Source organism: Kribbella orskensis (assembly GCF_004342085.1).
Lineage (GTDB): Bacteria > Actinomycetota > Actinomycetes > Propionibacteriales > Kribbellaceae > Kribbella > Kribbella orskensis.
This window is the reverse complement of the sequence record NZ_SLWM01000002.1, coordinates 776507-793373: the sequence shown is the minus strand read 5'-3', so window position 1 is coordinate 793373 and position 16867 is coordinate 776507. Positions and strand designations below refer to the sequence as shown.

Here is a 16867-nt window from a genome sequence, read left to right as displayed (position 1 = left end):
GCCCACCGTCCGCGGTGCAGAACCCGCGTCGATCCTCATCCCTCCTGAGGATCGATCACACCAACCGCCCGCCGGCGGAGCAGCGCGTAGGCGCTGATCACGCAGATGAGCACGGAATACACGGCCCAGACGGGTCCGACGTCGCCGAATTCGGGTCTGTTCCCACGGGACCCGAGCGCGACCACGGCGGTGACCGCGACGAGCGCGATCATTGGGCCGGTCCACCCCAGCACGCCCATCCGCACCGGGTGCTCGGCCTCGGACGAGTCGTCCGAGGCCGCTCCGGTGGCGGTGGCAGGTCCCCGCAGGGACGCGTGCAGAGCAGCGACGCCGCATGAGGCGGCGACGTTCAGTAGCAGCAGGCGGCCGGCCACGTCGCCGAGCGTGGCACCACCCGGGCCGACCGTGCCGTAGATGACGGCGTAGAGGTCGACCGGAACGGTGACGGCGGCAGCGAGGACGACCACGAGCCGAAACAGCCTCGGGCTCGGCCGGCGTCGTACTGCGCAGTGAGGACGCCGCCGCTCTGTCCGAGGCGCAGGCTGCCGCCATCGGCCGCCCGCTGATCGTCGCCGTCCAGGACGCGGTCCGTACTCCGTGGATGCGCGCCGCGCTGCAGGAACTCCTGGAGAGCCACGAGGGTGACGTCTTCGTGCTCTGCACGGGGATTCCGGAGGACCGGGCGATCGTGCCCGCCGCCGTTCCGACCGCGGTCACCTACGGCCGCAACCTCGTCGTGCTGGAGGCGATCGCGCAGGTCCTGACCCGGGTGCCCTGAAGACCGGCGCGGAGCCACGCGCAGAATCCTATATCCTATTGCGCAGCTCTGTCCCTCAGCTGAGGAGTGCGCGATGGCGATCCAACCGTGGTTCGGCGAGGCCAAGCTCGGCATCTTCATCCACTACGGCATCTACGCGGTGAACGGGATCCCCGAGTCCTGGTCGTTCTTCAACGGACAGATCAGCCACGAGGACTACCTATTGCAGCTCGACGGCTTCACTGCGGCCAACTTCGACGCGGACGCCTGGGCGGAGCTGTTCGAGGCGGCCGGCGCCCGGTACGCAGTACTGACCTCGAAGCATCATGACGGGGTCGCGCTGTACGACACCGCGGCGAACGACCTGTCCACGGTCAAGGCCACCCCCGCCCGGCGCGACATCGTCACGGAGTACGTCGACGCGATCCGCCGGCGCGGGTTGAAGGTCGGGCTCTACTTCAGCCACCTCGACTGGTCGCACCCGGACTACGCGTCGATCCGGCCCGCCAGGATGCCCGCCGAAGAACGCGGCAACCCGTACGCCGTACCGGCGGCGGGGGAGGAGGACCCGGCGGCGTGGGAGCGGTTCCTGGCGTTCCACCGGGCTCAGCTGACCGAGATCATGGATCGGTTCGCGCCGGATCTGCTGTGGTTCGACGGCGACTGGGAGCGGGATCCGGAGCAGTGGCGGATGGACGAGGTCCGCTCGCTGATCGAGGCGAAGTTGCCGGCGGCGGTGATCAACGGGCGGATGCGCGGTGGGTTCGGCGACTACTCGACGCCCGAGCAGGGAGTGCCGATCGTGCCACCGGACGGGCCGTGGGAACTGTGCGTCACGATCAACGAGTCGTGGGGGTACCAGCACGACGATCACGCGTACAAGTCCGTTCGCCAGCTGGTGCGGTTGTTCGCCGAGACGATAGGTGGCGGCGGCAACCTTCTGCTCGACGTCGGTCCGCGCGAGGACGGCACGATCCCTGAGGAGCAGGTGGAGCGGCTGCGGGAGCTCGGCGACTGGATCCGCCGCCACGAGCCTGCCATCTACGGCACCACCCGCGGCCTGCCGCTGGGCGCCTTCTACGGCGCTTCCACGGTCTCGGCCGACCGCAGGAAGCTTTATCTGTTCGTGTTCGACCGTCCCAACGACTACGTCGTCGTCCGTGGCCTGCAGAACAAAGTGCTCAGCGCAACGATCCTCGGCTCCGGCGTCACGCTGCGCACCCAGCGCCAGGGCGGCCACGCCGGCCTGCCTGGCTGGGAATACGTCGACTCCGACTCCGACACCGCCCTCGACCGCGACTGCACGGTGATCGAGCTGGAGCTGGACGGCGAACTGGAACTCTTCGAGCACCACACCCGCGACTGATCCGCGTCGGCAGGGTTAACCTGCTGTGGATGAGCGAACTTGACCTGACGAAGATCACTCTGCGGCCGATGGAGCTCGGCGACTGGCCGCGGATCCACGAGTGGGCTTCGCAACCCGTTGCCTCCCGCTACCAACCCTGGGGTCCGAACAGCGAGCAGGAGACCGAGGCGTTCGTCGCCGCGGCGATCGGGGCCTGGGGGAGCGAGCCGCAACTGCGGTACCCGTGGGTGGCGGCCGAACCGGAGCTCGGCGTGCTCGGCATCGGTGAGCTGAACATCCGCAACGCCCGCTGGCGGCGCGGTGAGATCAGCTACTCGGTGCACCACGAGTTCTGGGGCCAGGGCATCGCCGGCGAGATCGGGCGACTGCTGTGCGCGATCGGCTTCGAGGTCCTCGGGCTCGAGCGGGTGGAGGCGACCTGCGACCCCCGCAACGGCGCGTCGGCAGCCGTGCTCAAGCGAATCGGCATGACCTACGAGGGCACCCTCCGCCGGACCGTGCTGATCCGCGAAGGCTGGCGGGACTCCGCCATGCACAGCCTGATCCGCCCTGACTGGAGGCCGCCGGCCCCGACTGCCGAACCCCGCTGGTCCCTTGGCTGAGCCGCGACGTCAGGTCCGGCGAGCTAACAGCTGCAGGTCGAGAGCGTGCTCCTCCACGTAGTTCAGGGCCCGGCGGACAGCGCCGACCGACACGATCGCATCACCGAGCGACGAGGCGGCGACCCGCGGCGGCGTCGCCGTGAAGCCGGCGAGCTGCTCCGTGATGCTGGGCAGCAAGGACTTCGCCGCCTCGGCGACGGCACCGCCGATCACCACCAGTTCGGGGTTGAAGAGGATGGCGAGCGTTGCCACCACCCTTGCCGTCCGGGTGGTCACCTCGTCGAGGATGCCCAGGGCAACTTGATCGCCGGAGGCCGCCGCGGCGAAGACCAGCTCGGCCGTCACCGGCTTGTCTCCCGCCAGGGCGCGAAGACTGGTCTTTACTGCGGGGTCCGCGACCGCCTTGGCTCCTCGTTCGCGAGCGGTGCGGGCGATTCCGGCGGTGTCGCCGACGCCTTCCACCATCTTCAGGTAGACCATCTCACCGGCGCCGCCGCGGCTTCCGTGCAGCAGCCGGCCCGAGTCCATCAGGCCGGAACCGAACCGCTCACCGGCGAGCAGCACGACCAGGTCGTCCACTTCGCGCGCCTGGCCGCGCCAGCGCTCACCCAGAGCGGCGAGGTTGGCGTCGTTCTCCAGCAGGACGGGCCAGCCGTGCAGCTCGCTCAGCCTGGCCGTCAGCCCCGCGTCGAACCGACGCCAGAACTCGTCGTCGACCAGGATGTTGCCGTCCCGGTCGACCGGCGCCGCGATTCCGACAGCGGCCGCCAGCACCTCCTGGTCCGACACCCCGGCCGCGGCGAGTGTCTCGAGGACGGCCTGGTTCACCACCTCGGTCTGCTCGGTCGGCGTCTTCACCTCGGCGAACGAGCGCCCGGCCTTGGCCACGGTCTCGCCGCGCAGGTCCGCCAGCAGCACGGTGGTCTTGGCCGCGCCGACGTCGATGCCGAGCACGTAGCCCGCCTGGCTGTTGAACTCGAACCGGCGGGAGGGGCGCCCGACCGGCGTACCGGGGGCGTCGTGGCCGGGGTCGAGCTCGACCACCCAGCCCATCGCGATCAGGTCGTTGCAGACGGCGTGCACGGTCGCCCGGGTGAGTCCGGTGGCCTCGATCAGGCCGGTTCCTGTCATCACCCCGGCGGTCGAGAGCACGCCCAGTAGCTTGCTCGCGTTGACCCTGCGGAGCAGCGGCGGCGTGGCCGCCGGCGTCGTCGCCATATTCCCCCTTGACCTCGTCGCGGAACCCCGCGCACAATACTGCAGAATCTAAATTTAGAATCTATATAAATCAAGCGGCAACGTCGCCGGAACGAGCTGGAAACACCCGCTGCCCCGCAGCCGTCCGAACACCCCCTTGGACCATTTTCAGAACCGAGTGAGGCACTCTTGACCAGCACCGACACCCAGGTGACCCGTGCACGCGACTCGATCGACGCCGACTGGTGGCGCCAAGCCGTCGTCTACCAGATCTACCCCCGCAGCTTCGCCGACTCCAACAGTGACGGCCTGGGCGATCTGCCGGGCATCATCAGCCGTGTTCCGTACCTGACCTCGCTGGGCATCGACGCAGTCTGGCTGAGCCCGTTCTACCCGTCCGCGCTGGCCGACGGCGGTTACGACGTGGACGACTACCGCGACGTGGACCCGCGGCTGGGGACCCTGGCCGACTTCGACGACCTGGTCGCCGCGCTGCACGACGCCGGGATCAAGCTGATCGTCGACATCGTGCCGAACCACACCTCGAACCTGCACGAGTGGTTCCAGGAGGCGCTCGGAGCGCCGAAGGGATCGCCGGCCCGCGACCGGTACGTGTTCCGCGACGGCACCGGCCCGGACGGCTCGGAGCCGCCCTCGGACTGGGACTCGGTCTTCGGTGGTTCCGCCTGGGCGCGGACCGAGGACGGCCAGTGGTACCTGCACCTCTTCGCCGCCGAGCAGCCCGACCTCAACTGGGACAACTCCGAGGTCCGCGACGACTTCCTGACCACCCTGCGCTTCTGGTCCGACCGTGGCGTGGACGGGTTCCGGGTGGACGTGGCGCACGCGCTGATGAAGGATCTGAGCGAGCCGCTGCCCTCCAAGACCACGCTGCCCCGGCAGTCGGAGTCGAACGGCGCGCACCCGCTCTGGGACCGCGACGACGTGCACGAGATCTACACCGAGTGGCGCAAGGTCCTGAACGAGTACGACCCGCCCCGGTCCGCCGTGGCCGAAGCCTTCGTGCCGGCCACCCGCAGGGCTCGTTACGCGAGCGCTGAGGGCCTCGGGCAGGCGTTCAACTTCGACCTGCTGCAGGCCGACTGGGACTTCGACAAGTTCCGCGCGGTGATCGAGGAGAACCTCGCGCTGGCCGAGCTGAACGGCTCCTCCTCGACCTGGGTGTTCTCCAATCACGACGTGGTCCGCCACGCGACGCGGTACGGGCTGCCGAAGGATCCGGAGGGCGCCTGGCAGGACGGTAAGGCCTGGCTGCTGAGCAACGGCACCGAGCCGACGGTCGACGTCGCGCAGGGTCTCCGGCGTGCCCGCGCCGCGGTGCTGCTGATGTTGGCGCTGCCGGGCTCGGCGTACCTGTACCAAGGGGAGGAGCTCGGTTTGCAGGAGGTCGGCGAACTGCCGGCGGCGAGTCTCCAGGACCCGGCGTACTTCCGGTCGAAAGGCGCCGAGAAGGGCCGGGATGGCTGCCGCGTACCGCTGCCCTGGACGATCGGCGGGCTGTCCTTCGGCTTCGGCTCGGGCGGCTCGCACCTGCTGCAGCCGACCTGGTTCGGCGGCTACTCGGTGGAGGCACAGGAGGGCGATCCCGACTCGACGCTCAGCCTCTACCGCAAGGCCCTCGCCGTACGCCGCGGTCTGCAGACGAGCCAGTCGCTGGAGTGGGTGGACGGCGTCGAGTGGTCCCTCCACTTCACCCGGCCCGGCGGCTGGCAGTCGGTCACCAACTTCGGCGCCGCCCCCATCGAACTCCCGGATGGCGCAGTAGTCCTCTCCAGCGGCCCGCTTGAGGGCGACAAGCTCCCGTCGGACACCACTGCCTGGCTGATCTGATCTCCAGTACCGCGAGACGCACCGCCGCCGCCGCTGGCGGTCCGTCTCGCGCGTCTACCACCTGCCCCTCCAGGTAGCTTCCATCCGCTCCCAGGGCAGGATGGGGCTGTGGAGCCGACTCTGGGTGATGTTGTTGGGGTGTTGGACCGGCTGTACGACCCCGCTTGGGCGGAGAGTTGGGATGCTGTCGGGCTGGTAACTGGCGAGCTGGAGGCGCCGGTGCGGAGGATCTTGTTCGCGGTGGATCCGATGCGGGTGGTCGTCGACGAGGCCATCGGGGGCGGCTTCGATCTGCTTGTCACGCATCACCCGCTGTTGCTGCGCGGAGTGAACAGCGTCGCGGCGACCACGCCCAAGGGCAAGGTGATCCACGACCTGATCCGGGCCGGTACTGCGCTGCACGTGTGCCACACCAACGCGGACAACGCGAACCCCGGCGTGAGTGACGCCCTCGCGGCCGCACTCGGTCTGACCGATACGACGCCGCTGAAGGCGATGCCGGCCGCACCGATGGACAAGATCGTCGTCTACGTACCGATCGACCAGACCCAGGCGATGATCGACGCCCTCGCCGACGCGGGTGCAGGGCGGATCGGCGACTATGACCGGGCCGCCTGGAGCAGCACCGGCGAAGGCACGTTCCGCCCGCTCGACGGCGCGAACCCGACGATCGGCCGACACGGCGAGATCGAGCGGGTGCCGGAGAGCCGGGTCGAGATGGTGATGCCCCGGAGCCGCCGTCGTGCCGTCGTCGCCGCGCTCAAGGCGGAGCACTCCTACGAGGAGCCCGCGTTCGACGTGTTCGAGACGGCCTCGCTGCCGAGCGACCTCGGCGGCGGCCGGATCGGCGTACTGGCTGAGCCGGTGAAGCTCAGGGACTTCGCCGCCCTGGTGGAGAAGGCGCTGCCGCGGACGGAGCACGGAGTACGGGTGTCTGGCGACCTGGAGCGGACGGTCGAGCGGGTGGCGGTGGTCGGGGGAGCGGGGGACTCGGAGTTCGACCGGGTCCGCGCGGCCGGCGTCGACGCCTACGTGACGGCCGACCTGCGGCACCACCCCGCGACCGAGGCCCGCGCGTACGACGAGGGGCCTGCGCTGGTCGATGTCGCGCACTGGGCCAGCGAATGGCCGTGGCTGCGGGACGCGGAACGACTCCTGAAGGTGGGGTTGGCAGAGCAGGGCAGTACCGTGGACACTCACATCTCGACGCTCTGCACCGACGCCTGGACCCTGCGGCTCTGACGGCCCAGGCCGACCCCGCAGAGCTGACAACTGAACGCGCTACTAAGGAGCCGACTCTGAACGCCGAGCCCGCCGTCCAACTCCGGCTGCTGGACCTGCAGGATCTCGACCTGCAGCTGGATCAGGTCGCCCACAAGCGCAAGTCGCTGCCCGAGCACGCGGCGCTCGCCGAGCTGGCGAAGGAGAAGTCCGTCGTCGACCGGGAGCTCGTCACCGCGGACACCGAGGTGAGCGACCTGCAGCGTGAGCAGAAGAAGGCCGACAGCGACGTCGACCAGGTCCGGCAGCGCAAGGCGCGCAACCAGCAGCGCCTCGACTCCGGTCAGATCACCTCGCCGCGCGACCTGGAGAACCTGCAGCACGAGATCGGCTCGCTGGACCGGCGGATCTCCGACCTGGAGGACGCCGAGCTCGAGGTGATGGAGCGGCTCGAGGCCGCCGAAGCCACGCAGGCCGACCTGCGGACCCGGGCCGACGCCTTCGCCGGCCGCCAGGCCGAGCTCGAGGGCACCCGGGACGCCGCGCTCAAGGAGCTCGACGAGCAGCGCGCGAGCCTCGGCGACCAGCGCGCGACCGTGGCGGCGGAGATCCCCGAGGACCTGAACACGATGTACCAGCGGCTCCGCGAGCGCAACGGCGGGATCGGCGCCGCCCCGCTGGTCGGCAAGCGCTGCATGGGGTGCCGGATGGAGCTCGCCCCGTCCGACCTGACCAGGTTCAAGGCCGCGGCCCCCGACGCCGTACTGCGGTGCGAGGAGTGCGGGCGGATCCTGGTCCGCACCGCGGAGAGCAACGTATGAGCCAGGGCCTGTCCCACGTCATCGTCGAGGCCGACGGTGGTTCCCGCGGCAATCCGGGGCCGGCCTCGTACGGCGCGCTCGTGCGCGACCCGTCGACCGGTGCGGTGATCGTCCAGAAGGGCGTCATGATCGGCGTCGCGACGAACAACGTGGCGGAGTACAGCGGGTTGATCGCGGGACTCGAGCTGGCCCGGGAGTATGCGCCGGACGCCTCGATCGAGGTCCGGATGGACTCCAAGCTGGTGATCGAGCAGATGGCCGGGCGCTGGAAGATCAAGCACCCGGACATGAAGCCGCTGGCGATCAAGGCGCAGAGCCTGGCCCCGTTCGGCACCGAGTGGACCTGGGTGCCGCGGGAGCAGAACTCGGCCGCCGACGCGCTGGCGAACATGGCGCTCGACGGCAAGCCGGTCCCGCTCCGCCCCAGTGAGGCCCCTACCGGTCCGGGGGCCGGTGCTGCGGTCGCGAAAGAGCCATCGGACCAGCAGAAGGCCCTGCAGGGTTGGGGTGCTCAAACCGAGCCTCCGACCCAGCTGATCTTCCTGCGGCACGGCGAGACCGCCCACACCGTGGACAAGCGCTTCTCCGGGGCGGGTGGCGACGACCCGGGGCTGAGCCCGACCGGCGAGGCCCAGGCGCAGGCGGCCGCGCGGTACCTGTCGACCATCGGCGGGATCGACGCAGTGGTGGCGTCGCCGATGCGGCGCACTCAGCAGACGGCCGCGGTGGCGGCGGAGTCGCTCGGGCTCGAGGTGAAGGTCGAGAAGGGCTGGGTGGAGTGCTCGTTCGGCGACTGGGACGGGTACACCTTCGCCGAGGTGCAGGAGAAATGGCCCGACGCGCTGAAGGCGTGGATGGGGTCGACGTCGATCGCGCCGCCCGGTGGTGAGTCGTTCGACGCGTGCGCCCGGCGGGCTCGGTCGGCCCGCGACGGCCTGCTCGCGGCGTACCCGGGCAAGACGGTGCTGGTGGTCACCCACGTGACGCCGATCAAGCTGATGGTGCGATCGGTGCTGCAGGCCCCGATGACGTCGCTGTTCCGGATGGAACTGAGCTCCGCGACCATCACCGAGATCCACTGGTACGCCGACGGCCTCGCGTCGCTGAAGTCCTTCAACCTCCAACCCTCGTGAGTGGTGCGGGCTCCACTACTCTGAGCCTGACCCCGCACAACGAGGTGCGGGGCGGAGGGACGGAGTGGTCGCGTGCCGTTGCAAAGGGTGCATTTCGCTGAAGAGGTGCCGGAGGTGTTCCGCGCGTCGCTGCAGGCGATCCGGCGCGAGCTCGAGGTGCCGGCCGACTTCCCGGCCGAGGTGGTCGAGGCCGCGCTGGCCGCGGCGGCGAACCCCCGGCTGCCGGAGCTCGACCGGACCGACCTGGAGTTCGTCACCATCGATCCGCCGGACTCGATGGACCTCGACCAGGCGTTGTACATCGAGCGCGCCGGCGACGGCTACACCGTGTACTACGCGATCGCGGACGTCGCCGCCTTCGTCCAGCCGGGTGACCCGATCGACGTCGAGGCCCGCAAGCGCGGCGAGACCCTTTACGCGCCGGACAAGCGCACGCCCCTGCACCCGCCGGAGTTGTCCGAAGGCGCGGCCTCGCTGCTGCCCGACGAGGTCCGGCCCGCGCTGCTCTGGACCATCGCGGTGGACGCCACGGGTGAAGGCACGGACGTCTCCTGCAAGCGTGCGCTGGTGAAGTCGCGCGCCAAGCTGAACTACGCCGGCGTGCAGCGCGACCTGGACGCCGGTACCGCGTCGGAGTCGTTGCAGTTGCTCCGCGAGGTCGGCAAGCTCCGCGAGCGGCGCGAACTCGAGCGCGGCGGCGTCAACCTGCCGATCCCGGACCAGGAGATCATCGCCGCGAACGGCGACTGGACACTGGAGTTCCGCGCGCCGCTGCCGGTGGAGGGCTGGAACGCGCAGATCTCGCTGCTCACCGGGATGGGCGCCGCGCACCTGATGATGTACGGCGAGATCGGCATCCTCCGGACGCTGCCCGAGTCCCACGACGATCTGCGCCGCAAGCTGGAGAACACCGCGAAGGCCCTCGGGATCGGCTGGCCTGTCGGCACGTCGTACGCGGCGTTCATCCACGGGCTCGACCCGAAGGTGCCCGCGCACGCGGCGATGCTGGCGGCCTGCACGGTGCTCTTCCGCGGCGCCGGCTACACCTCCTTCTCGGGTGGTGTGCCCGACCAGCCGGAGCACGCCGCGATGAAGTCGGAGTACGCGCATGTCACCGCGCCGCTGCGGCGGCTGGTGGACCGCTGGACCGGCGAGATCTGCGTGGCGCTGTGCGCGGACGCCGAGGTGCCGCAGTGGATCCGCGAGTCGCTCGACGAGATCCCCAAGATCATGGACGAGTGCGACCGCAAGGCGCACGCGTACGAACGGTCGATCGTCAGCATGGTCGAGGCCGGCCTGGTCGCCGACCACCTCGGCTCGAGCTTCGACGGAGTGATCACGGATGTCGACGAGCGCGACCCCACTCGCGGCATCGTCGCGCTGACCACGCTCGCGATCGAGGGCCGGGTGACAGGCTCTGCCGCGCTGCCGCTGGGTCAGCCGGTGCGGGTGAAGCTGGTCGAGGCCGACATCGCGAAGCGCACGATCGCCTTCGCACTAGTGAGCTAAGTACTCGTTCACGGCCGCAGTCGTCCGCTTGACGTCACCAGTCGCGAGCAAGTCGAGCAACGCACCCCGCAGTACAGCCAGCACTGCGGTACGCCGTGCTTGCTGCGTCTGGGTGGTTCCACTGCCGGTCTGGGCTGTCCTGAGAAGCTCCAGCCAGTCGTCGACGGTCGAGCGGGCGAAGTCCGTCCACGGGCCGTCGGGCGCCACCAGCGATCGCCCGTAGGCCTCGACCCAGAGCTTCATCAGCGGGCGGCGCTCCTCTGCGGCCAGCCACGTCCACAGTTCCCGGGCGATCACGTCGAGCCCGGGCGGTTCGTCGTACCGGTCGGTGATGCGCTCCAGCAGGTCCAGTTCGTCGCTGCGAGCGCGCGCCAGCAACGCCCGGATCAGCCCGTCCTTGCTGCCGAAGAGGAACAGCAGCACCCGCGGGCTCGACCCGATCGCGGCCGCGAGGGGACGCAGCGAGAGATCGGCCAGCCCGTGCGTCAGCGAGTACGCGTAGGCGAGCTCGAGCAACTCCGTCTCCCGCGCGGACGGGGCTGGTTTCGTGGTGGACACCGGTCTAGTATCTCCTACTGAAACAGTCGTGTCAGTAGATCGGGTGATGGCTGTGATGGATGTGACGGCAGTGGAGATCAGAAGGCTCGGCCGGCCGGGGGATCTCGGCTGGGTGGTCCAGGCGCACGGCGAGCTGTACGCCGCGGAGTACGGGTGGGGTGAGGCGTTCGAGTCGCTGGTGGCGCGGATCGTCGCCGACTACGCGAGCGACCACGACCCCGAACTGGAGGCGGCCTGGATCGCCGAGCAGGACGGCGAACGCGTCGGCTGCGTTTTCTGCGTCCGTGGTCCCGACGAGGGGACCGCCAAGCTCCGGTTGCTGCTGCTCCATCCAGATGGGCGTGGTCAGGGCCTGGGCGGGCGACTGGTCGACACCTGCTTGCAGTTCGCCCGCTCGGCCGGTTACAAGCGGATGGTGCTGTGGACGAACGACCCGCTCGTCGCCGCCCGGCACATCTACCTCGCCCGCGGCTTCAAGCTGACTGGCTCCGAGCCGCACGACCTGTTCGGCGAGGAAGTGCTCAGTCAGACCTACGAGGTAGACCTGACCAGGTAATGCAGAGCAGTAGAACCGGGCGTCTGGCCGAAGGCGCGGCGGAAGACGTCGATGAAGGCGCTCGGGGTGGACCAGCCGCGGCGATGGGCGACGCTCGGTGCCGTGATCACCTTGCCGTTTGCTACGAGCCGGTGGTGGCGTGCTGGTGCGGACGAGAACCCTGTCCGGAGCGGACGACTGGCGGTTGGGCTGACAGATCCGTCCTGAGGCATGTCGAGAAGGTCTGACCGGCTCCGACGTCCCGGTGATCTGATTGCCGACCGAGGAGATGTCGATGAACCTGCCCGAGGTGGTTTCGGCCGAGAGGTGGCTGGTCGCCCGGAAGAAGTTCCTGGCGGAGGAGAAGGACTTCACCAAGCGCCGGGACGCGCTGAACGCGAACCGCCGGCGGCTGCCGATGGTGAAGGTCGAGAAGGACTACGTGTTCGAGGGTCCGGCGGGACAGGCGCGTCTGATCGACCTGTTCGAGGACCGCCTGCAACTGGTCGTCTATCACTTCATGTTCCAGCCGGAGTGGGACGCGGGCTGCCCGAACTGCTCGGGGTTCGCGGACGAGATCGGCCACCTGGACTCACTCAACGCCCGGGGGACCACCTTCGCGGCGGTGTCGCGCGCGCCGTACGAGAAGATCGCCGCGTTCAAGCAGCGGATGGGGTGGAGGTTCCCGTGGTACTCGTCGTACGGGAGTGACTTCAACTTCGACTTCCACGTGACCATGGACGAGTCGGTGCTGCCGGTCGAGTACAACTACCGGACGAAGACCGAGTGGGACCAGGTGCCGAACAACGAGCATGTGCAGGGCGGGCAGCCGTTCGACCTGCACGGCCTGAGTTGCTTCCTGCGGGTGGCGGACGACGTCCACCACACCTACTCCACCTACGGCCGGGGCACGGACTCGATGGGCTTCACCACCAACGCCCTAGACCTCACAGCCCTGGGCCGCCAGGAGCCGTGGGAACAACCTGCGGGCCGCACCACCGGCCTGGGCGCCAAGGCCGGCGACTCCTCCATCACGCACCGCGAGACCGACGACCACTGCCACTGAGACCGTCAGCCGGGGGGTGCGGCCGAGCCCCAGGGCCGCGCCCGGCTGGGGGAGTGAGTGAACGGGCCGGTCATGTAAGCCGGATTCTGTCGGTGGCGATCATCTATCTACGGTGCCCGTTGCCGGACACCTCTAGCGGCCTACCCGCGAGCTCGGGCGGGCAGCCCTCGAGCGCTCGCGCGGACGACGGTCGCCCGCCGTCCTTCTTGGCCTTGCTCCACGTGGGGTTTACCGAGCCTCCGCAGTCACCTGCGGAGCTGGTGGTCTCTTACACCACCGTTTCACCCTCACCCGCACCTGGATGAACCACGGGGTTCATCCAGGCCGCTGGCGGTCTGTTCTCTGTGGCACTGTCCCGCGGGTTACCCCGGGTGGGCGTTACCCACCACGTTGCCCTGTGGAGTCCGGACTTTCCTCGGCGCCCACCGTCTCCGGTGAACAACGCGATCGCCCGACCGGCCCGTTCAGCTTCAGGATAGGGCCTGAGCGGTGACATCGGGCCATCGGCCGTCCGCACCCCGCTCGTACGGCCGTACGTCGACCACCGCGTCCAGGTTGAGCGGGCCGTAGATGTGCGGGAACGACATCCCGATCCCGTCCAGGTCCTCGTCGCACAAAGCGGAGACCAGCCGCTCCGTGTCGATCACCAGCAGGCACAGCGGCTCGGTGGCATCGGCGTACACGAAGTTCGCCACCAGGCTCACCTGTTCGGGCCGGGACGCGTGGATGAACGTGGCCCCGTCGTCCAGGCTCTTCCCTCGCGTGGACATCCGGTAGCTGCCCGCCCGGTGCGCCGCTTCCCACTGCTCCACAAAGGCAATGTGCAAAATCAACGCCATGCCCCGACCCTAACGGTGCACCAGTCAGCCGCCCGGCAGCGCCGCTCAATCGGCCGGTTCCGTCGATCCAGGGGCCTGGCTGGCGGGTTCTTCGACGACTGGCGTTTCGTAAGGCGCCAGCCGCCGAACAACCCACCAGCGAGCAACCCACGGGCAGCCCACCAGCCCGCCGGTCGGGAGGTCAGACGCGGAGCAGGAGGTAGGCCGAGATGATCGATCCGATGACCGCACCGCCGTAGCAGAACAGGATGATCGGGACGCTGAACCTCTTGAGCTGCAGGCCGTCGTACAGCGTGTACCGGAACCGATGCGCCCAGTGGAACAACGCCAGGGCGCACAGTCCGAACAAGACCAACCTGGTGATGGGATTCTGCAGTACTGCGAGCAGGTGGGCGTGGCTGGGCGCGGTCAGCCAGTCCAACGGGAAGGCGACGCCGAACAGGAACAGGAGGACTGGGACGAACAGGGCGGCGATCATGCCGCCGGCGCTGAACAGCAGCCAGAGGAACGGCTCGGGCGCGGGCGGTCGGCGGGTCGTCATCGGAGGATCACCCAGGCGATGACAGCAGACAGCACCAGCCAGGCGGCGTAATGCGCTACCGCGATCTGGCGAGGTGGCACGCGGCGACCGCGCAGGCGCGCCACGATCGCTTTCGGCGCCAGGCCGAACCAGGTCACCGAGTGCAGCAGCACGAACAGCAGGGCGATCACATTGATGGCGACCACCCACCAGTGCCCACTCCGGTCGAGGAAGCGTTCGTACTCGGCGCTGCCGCCGCTGACCGCGTTGATCAGCAGCAGGAGGTACACGACGAACCAGGCGATGAACACGCTGCTGAGCTCACGGAGTACGAACACGAGGTAGGAGCGACGCTCGAGCCACCAGAAGATGGGGATCGGCCGGTGGTACAGGCTCATCGTGCGCCCCGGGGCAGGAGGAGGTTCTTGACCGCCTGGGTGGCCGCGGTGAGCTTGTAGCGCTGGATCGCGGCGGCCGGGTCGACGTCCTTCGGGCAGGCAGCGCTGCACTCGCCGACGAAGGTGCAGGCCCAGATCCCTTCCGGAGAGGTCAGTACGTCGTCACGGTCCGCGGCGCCCTCGTCCCGGGAGTCGAGGTTGTACCGCTGGGCCAGCGCGATCGCCGCCGGGCCGACGAACGAGGGGTCGAGGGCATAGACCGGGCAGGCCGAGTAGCACAGCATGCAGTTGATGCACATGCTGAACTGCTTGTACTCGTCCAGCTCCTCGGGCGTCTGCAGGTACTCGCCTTCCTCGACCGGACTGTCCACGTCGCGGATTATCCACGGCTTGACGGTCGGCAACTTCTCCATGAAGTCACCGATGTCGACGACGAGGTCGCGGACCACCGGGAAGTTGCGCAACGGCTCGACCCGCACCGGACCGGGCGCGTAGTCGGTGAGGAAGGTGGCGCAGGTCAGCTGGGGGTCGCCGTTCACGGTCATGCCGCAACTGCCGCAGATGCCCATCCGGCACGACCACCGGAAGGAGAGCGTGCCGTCCAGGTGGTCCTTGATGTAGGTGAGACCGTCGAGGATGGCCCAGTGCTCGCGCAGCGGCACCTGGTAGGACTGCATCACCGGTTCGGTGTCCAGCCCCGGCCGGTAGCGTGCGACCTCGAGGGTTATCTGGTCGGCCATGCTATCTCCCGTAGACGCGTTCGCCCGGTGGCCAGCGGGTGATGGTCACCGGGAGGTACTGGACCCGACGGCCGTGGCGGTCGGGTTCGCGGTGGACCAGCGAGTGCGCGAGGTAGCGCTCGTCGTCGCGGGCCGGGAAGTCGGTGCGTTGATGCGCCCCGCGTGACTCCTCACGCTGCAGTGCGCAGGTGATGATGCTCTCGGCAACGTCCAGCATGAACGACAGCTCGAGGAGGGCGACCAGCTCGGTGTTGAACGTCCGGCTGTGGTCGTCGATGGCGGCATCGGCGAACCGCAGTCGCAGCTCCTGCAGCTCATCGGCCGCCTTCGCCAGCGAGTCGCCGTCCCGGTAGATCCCCGCGCCGTTCTCCATCGCTGTCTGCATCTCGGTCCTGATGTCCGCGATCCGCTCGCGCCCCTCCTCGGCGTGCCGCGTCAGCTCCCGCTCCAGCCGGTCTTCCTCGTCGCGGCCCTGCGCCAGAATCGCCGGCGGGATGGCGCCGCCGTACTGGCCGGCGAACACGGCGGCGGCCCGGCCGGCGCGGGTACCGAACACCAGGCACTCCGGCAGCGAGTTCGACCCCAGCCGGTTGGCGCCGTTGATGCTCACGCAGGCGACCTCCCCGGCGGCGTACAGACCCTGGATCGGCGTCGCACCATGGATGTCGGTGTGGATGCCGCCCATCATGTAGTGCACCACCGGGCGCACCGGGACCAGCTCGGTCACCGGGTCGATGTTCTGGTACTGCGAGCACAGCTCCCGCACGAAGGGGAGCTTGGCGTCGATGAGCTCGGCACCCAGATGGCGAAGGTCCAGATGCACGATCGGCCCGTACGGCGTGTCGATGGTCCGGCCCTTGTCGAACTCGTGCACGAAGGCCTGTGACAAGCGGTCGCGTGGTCCCAGCTCCATGCTGCGCATCACCGGAGTGGGCTCGGGGATGCCGAGGTCGTAGTCCTGCAGGTAGCGGTAGCCGTCCTTGTTGAGCAGCCAGCCGCCCTCGGCCCGAGCTGCCTCGGTGATCAGGATGCCGGTGAAGGGCAGGCCGGTCGGGTGGTACTGGACGAACTCCATGTCCTTGAGCGGTGCGCCGGCCCGGTAGGCGAGCGCCATGCCGTCACCGGTCTTGATGTTGGCGTTCGTGGTGAACGGGTAGACCCGGCCACAGCCGCCGGTGCACACGATCACGGCGCTGGCGGTGATGGTCTCGGTCCGCCCGGTGGCGAGTTCGATGGCGACGACGCCGTACGTTCTGCCGTTGTCGACCAGGAGCTTCGTGACGTACCACTCGTCGTACCGGACGACCTCGGGAAACGACAGCACGGTCTGGAAGAGCGTGTGCAGCATGTGGAAGCCGGTCCGGTCGGCGGCGAACCAGGTGCGCTTCTTCTTCATCCCGCCGAAGGCCCGTACGGCGGTGTGCCCGTCCGGCTGGCGGCTCCAGGGACAGCCCCAGTGCTCCAGCCGGAGCAGTTCACGGGGAGCCTCGGCGACGAAGGCCTCGACCGCATCCTGATCGCACAACCAGTCGCTGCCCGACACGGTGTCGTAGGCGTGCTCGTCGAGGCTGTCGTCGGCAGCGGCGACACCCGCAGCTCCACCCTCCGCGGACACCGTGTGGCTGCGCATCGGATAGACCTTCGACACGATCGCCACCCGCAGCCGCGGGTTGGTCTCGGCCACCGCGATGGCCGCGCGCAGCCCGGCGCCGCCGCCCCCGATCACCAGAACGTCATGGAACGCGCTCATCGAC

At 69.1% G+C, this 16867-nt stretch carries 18 protein-coding genes and 1 other RNA gene; 10 read left to right on the top strand and 9 right to left on the bottom strand.

The annotated features are described in order from the left end of the window. Positions 1-35: 35 nt before the first annotated feature. Positions 36-467, bottom strand: coding sequence for a hypothetical protein (locus tag EV644_RS08720; protein ID WP_242001014.1), 432 nt, complete (start codon positions 465-467; stop codon positions 36-38). Positions 468-601: 134 nt separating this feature from the next. On the opposite strand from EV644_RS08720, the gene EV644_RS46155 reads away from it, so the two are divergent. From EV644_RS46155 to EV644_RS08705, 3 genes are all read left to right on the top strand, one after another. Beyond that, on the top strand, positions 602-778 hold the full coding sequence (locus EV644_RS46155) for a hypothetical protein (protein ID WP_242001013.1): 177 nt from the start codon (positions 602-604) through the stop codon (positions 776-778). 73 nt (positions 779-851) lie between these two features. Next, complete coding sequence (locus EV644_RS08710; RefSeq protein ID WP_132187694.1) at positions 852-2123, top strand: alpha-L-fucosidase; 1272 nt, start codon at positions 852-854, stop codon at positions 2121-2123. Positions 2124-2152: 29 nt separating this feature from the next. Further along, the gene (locus EV644_RS08705) at positions 2153-2725 is read left to right on the top strand and encodes a GNAT family N-acetyltransferase (protein ID WP_132187695.1); all 573 of its coding nucleotides are present in this window, start codon (positions 2153-2155) and stop codon (positions 2723-2725) included. A gap of 9 nt (positions 2726-2734) precedes the next feature. On the opposite strand, the gene EV644_RS08700 is transcribed toward EV644_RS08705, so the two are convergent. Continuing rightward, entirely contained in the window at positions 2735-3943 is a 1209-nt protein-coding gene (locus EV644_RS08700; RefSeq protein ID WP_132187696.1) for an ROK family protein, read from the bottom strand. A 168-nt stretch (positions 3944-4111) separates the two neighbouring features. On the opposite strand from EV644_RS08700, the gene EV644_RS08695 reads away from it, so the two are divergent. The 5 genes from EV644_RS08695 to EV644_RS08675 all read left to right on the top strand — a co-directional run bounded on the left by EV644_RS08695 (position 4112) and on the right by EV644_RS08675 (position 10457). Then, positions 4112-5773, top strand: coding sequence for a glycoside hydrolase family 13 protein (locus EV644_RS08695; RefSeq protein WP_132187697.1), 1662 nt, complete (start codon positions 4112-4114; stop codon positions 5771-5773). A 108-nt stretch (positions 5774-5881) separates the two neighbouring features. Then, positions 5882-7015 (top strand): Nif3-like dinuclear metal center hexameric protein, encoded by a 1134-nt coding sequence (locus tag EV644_RS08690; protein WP_132187698.1) that lies wholly within the window; start codon positions 5882-5884, stop codon positions 7013-7015. Continuing rightward, on the top strand, positions 6904-7815 hold the full coding sequence (locus EV644_RS08685; RefSeq protein WP_241997934.1) for a zinc ribbon domain-containing protein: 912 nt from the start codon (positions 6904-6906) through the stop codon (positions 7813-7815). The genes EV644_RS08690 and EV644_RS08685 overlap by 112 nt, the downstream gene beginning before the upstream one ends. Then, positions 7812-8948, top strand: a complete 1137-nt coding sequence (locus tag EV644_RS08680; RefSeq protein WP_132187699.1) for a bifunctional RNase H/acid phosphatase — start codon at positions 7812-7814, stop codon at positions 8946-8948. Before EV644_RS08685 ends, EV644_RS08680 begins: the two co-directional genes overlap by 4 nt. Positions 8949-9020: 72 nt before the next feature. Further along, the gene (locus EV644_RS08675) at positions 9021-10457 is read left to right on the top strand and encodes an RNB domain-containing ribonuclease (protein ID WP_132187700.1); all 1437 of its coding nucleotides are present in this window, start codon (positions 9021-9023) and stop codon (positions 10455-10457) included. On the opposite strand, the gene EV644_RS08670 is transcribed toward EV644_RS08675, so the two are convergent. Further along, positions 10446-11015, bottom strand: a complete 570-nt coding sequence (locus EV644_RS08670; RefSeq protein ID WP_132187701.1) for a TetR/AcrR family transcriptional regulator — start codon at positions 11013-11015, stop codon at positions 10446-10448. The genes EV644_RS08675 and EV644_RS08670 overlap by 12 nt on opposite strands. Before the next feature lie 46 nt (positions 11016-11061). Between EV644_RS08670 and EV644_RS08665 the strand changes: the two genes are divergently transcribed. Both EV644_RS08665 and EV644_RS08660 read left to right on the top strand, forming a co-directional pair. After that, a complete protein-coding gene (locus tag EV644_RS08665) occupies positions 11062-11571 on the top strand; it encodes a GNAT family N-acetyltransferase (RefSeq protein ID WP_242001012.1) in 510 nt (169 codons plus the stop codon). Between the two features lie 274 nt (positions 11572-11845). Continuing rightward, entirely contained in the window at positions 11846-12616 is a 771-nt protein-coding gene (locus tag EV644_RS08660) for a DUF899 domain-containing protein (RefSeq protein WP_132187702.1), read from the top strand. A gap of 58 nt (positions 12617-12674) precedes the next feature. Here the strand turns inward: EV644_RS08660 and rnpB are convergent. From rnpB to frdA, 6 genes are all read right to left on the bottom strand, one after another. Continuing rightward, positions 12675-13079: RNase P RNA component class A (gene rnpB / locus EV644_RS08655), an RNA gene on the bottom strand. 7 nt (positions 13080-13086) lie between these two features. After that, the gene (locus EV644_RS08650; protein ID WP_132187703.1) at positions 13087-13455 is read right to left on the bottom strand and encodes a DUF952 domain-containing protein; all 369 of its coding nucleotides are present in this window, start codon (positions 13453-13455) and stop codon (positions 13087-13089) included. 181 nt (positions 13456-13636) lie between these two features. Then, positions 13637-13996, bottom strand: coding sequence for a fumarate reductase subunit FrdD (gene frdD, locus EV644_RS08645; protein ID WP_132187704.1), 360 nt, complete (start codon positions 13994-13996; stop codon positions 13637-13639). Next, positions 13993-14373: a fumarate reductase subunit C gene (locus tag EV644_RS08640; protein ID WP_132187705.1), complete on the bottom strand. Its 381-nt coding sequence runs from the start codon at positions 14371-14373 to the stop codon at positions 13993-13995. The genes frdD and EV644_RS08640 overlap by 4 nt, the downstream gene beginning before the upstream one ends. Then, the gene (locus tag EV644_RS08635) at positions 14370-15113 is read right to left on the bottom strand and encodes a succinate dehydrogenase/fumarate reductase iron-sulfur subunit (protein WP_132187706.1); all 744 of its coding nucleotides are present in this window, start codon (positions 15111-15113) and stop codon (positions 14370-14372) included. Before EV644_RS08635 ends, EV644_RS08640 begins: the two co-directional genes overlap by 4 nt. A gap of 1 nt (position 15114) precedes the next feature. Continuing rightward, entirely contained in the window at positions 15115-16863 is a 1749-nt protein-coding gene (frdA, locus tag EV644_RS08630) for a fumarate reductase (quinol) flavoprotein subunit (protein WP_132187707.1), read from the bottom strand. Between the last annotated feature and the right edge of the window lie 4 nt (positions 16864-16867).

Coding starts and splice junctions, on each gene's coding strand:
- EV644_RS46155 (WP_242001013.1), top strand. CDS start 602: ATGCGCGCCGCGCTGCAGGAACTCCTGGAGAGCCACGAGGGTGACGTC.
- EV644_RS08710 (WP_132187694.1), top strand. CDS start 852: ATGGCGATCCAACCGTGGTTCGGCGAGGCCAAGCTCGGCATCTTCATC.
- EV644_RS08705 (WP_132187695.1), top strand. CDS start 2,153: ATGAGCGAACTTGACCTGACGAAGATCACTCTGCGGCCGATGGAGCTC.
- EV644_RS08700 (WP_132187696.1), bottom strand. CDS start 3,943: ATGGCGACGACGCCGGCGGCCACGCCGCCGCTGCTCCGCAGGGTCAAC.
- EV644_RS08680 (WP_132187699.1), top strand. CDS start 7,812: ATGAGCCAGGGCCTGTCCCACGTCATCGTCGAGGCCGACGGTGGTTCC.
- EV644_RS08665 (WP_242001012.1), top strand. CDS start 11,062: ATGGCTGTGATGGATGTGACGGCAGTGGAGATCAGAAGGCTCGGCCGG.
- EV644_RS08660 (WP_132187702.1), top strand. CDS start 11,846: ATGAACCTGCCCGAGGTGGTTTCGGCCGAGAGGTGGCTGGTCGCCCGG.
- EV644_RS08650 (WP_132187703.1), bottom strand. CDS start 13,455: ATGGCGTTGATTTTGCACATTGCCTTTGTGGAGCAGTGGGAAGCGGCG.
- frdD (WP_132187704.1), bottom strand. CDS start 13,996: ATGACGACCCGCCGACCGCCCGCGCCCGAGCCGTTCCTCTGGCTGCTG.
- EV644_RS08640 (WP_132187705.1), bottom strand. CDS start 14,373: ATGAGCCTGTACCACCGGCCGATCCCCATCTTCTGGTGGCTCGAGCGT.
- EV644_RS08635 (WP_132187706.1), bottom strand. CDS start 15,113: ATGGCCGACCAGATAACCCTCGAGGTCGCACGCTACCGGCCGGGGCTG.
- frdA (WP_132187707.1), bottom strand. CDS start 16,863: ATGAGCGCGTTCCATGACGTTCTGGTGATCGGGGGCGGCGGCGCCGGG.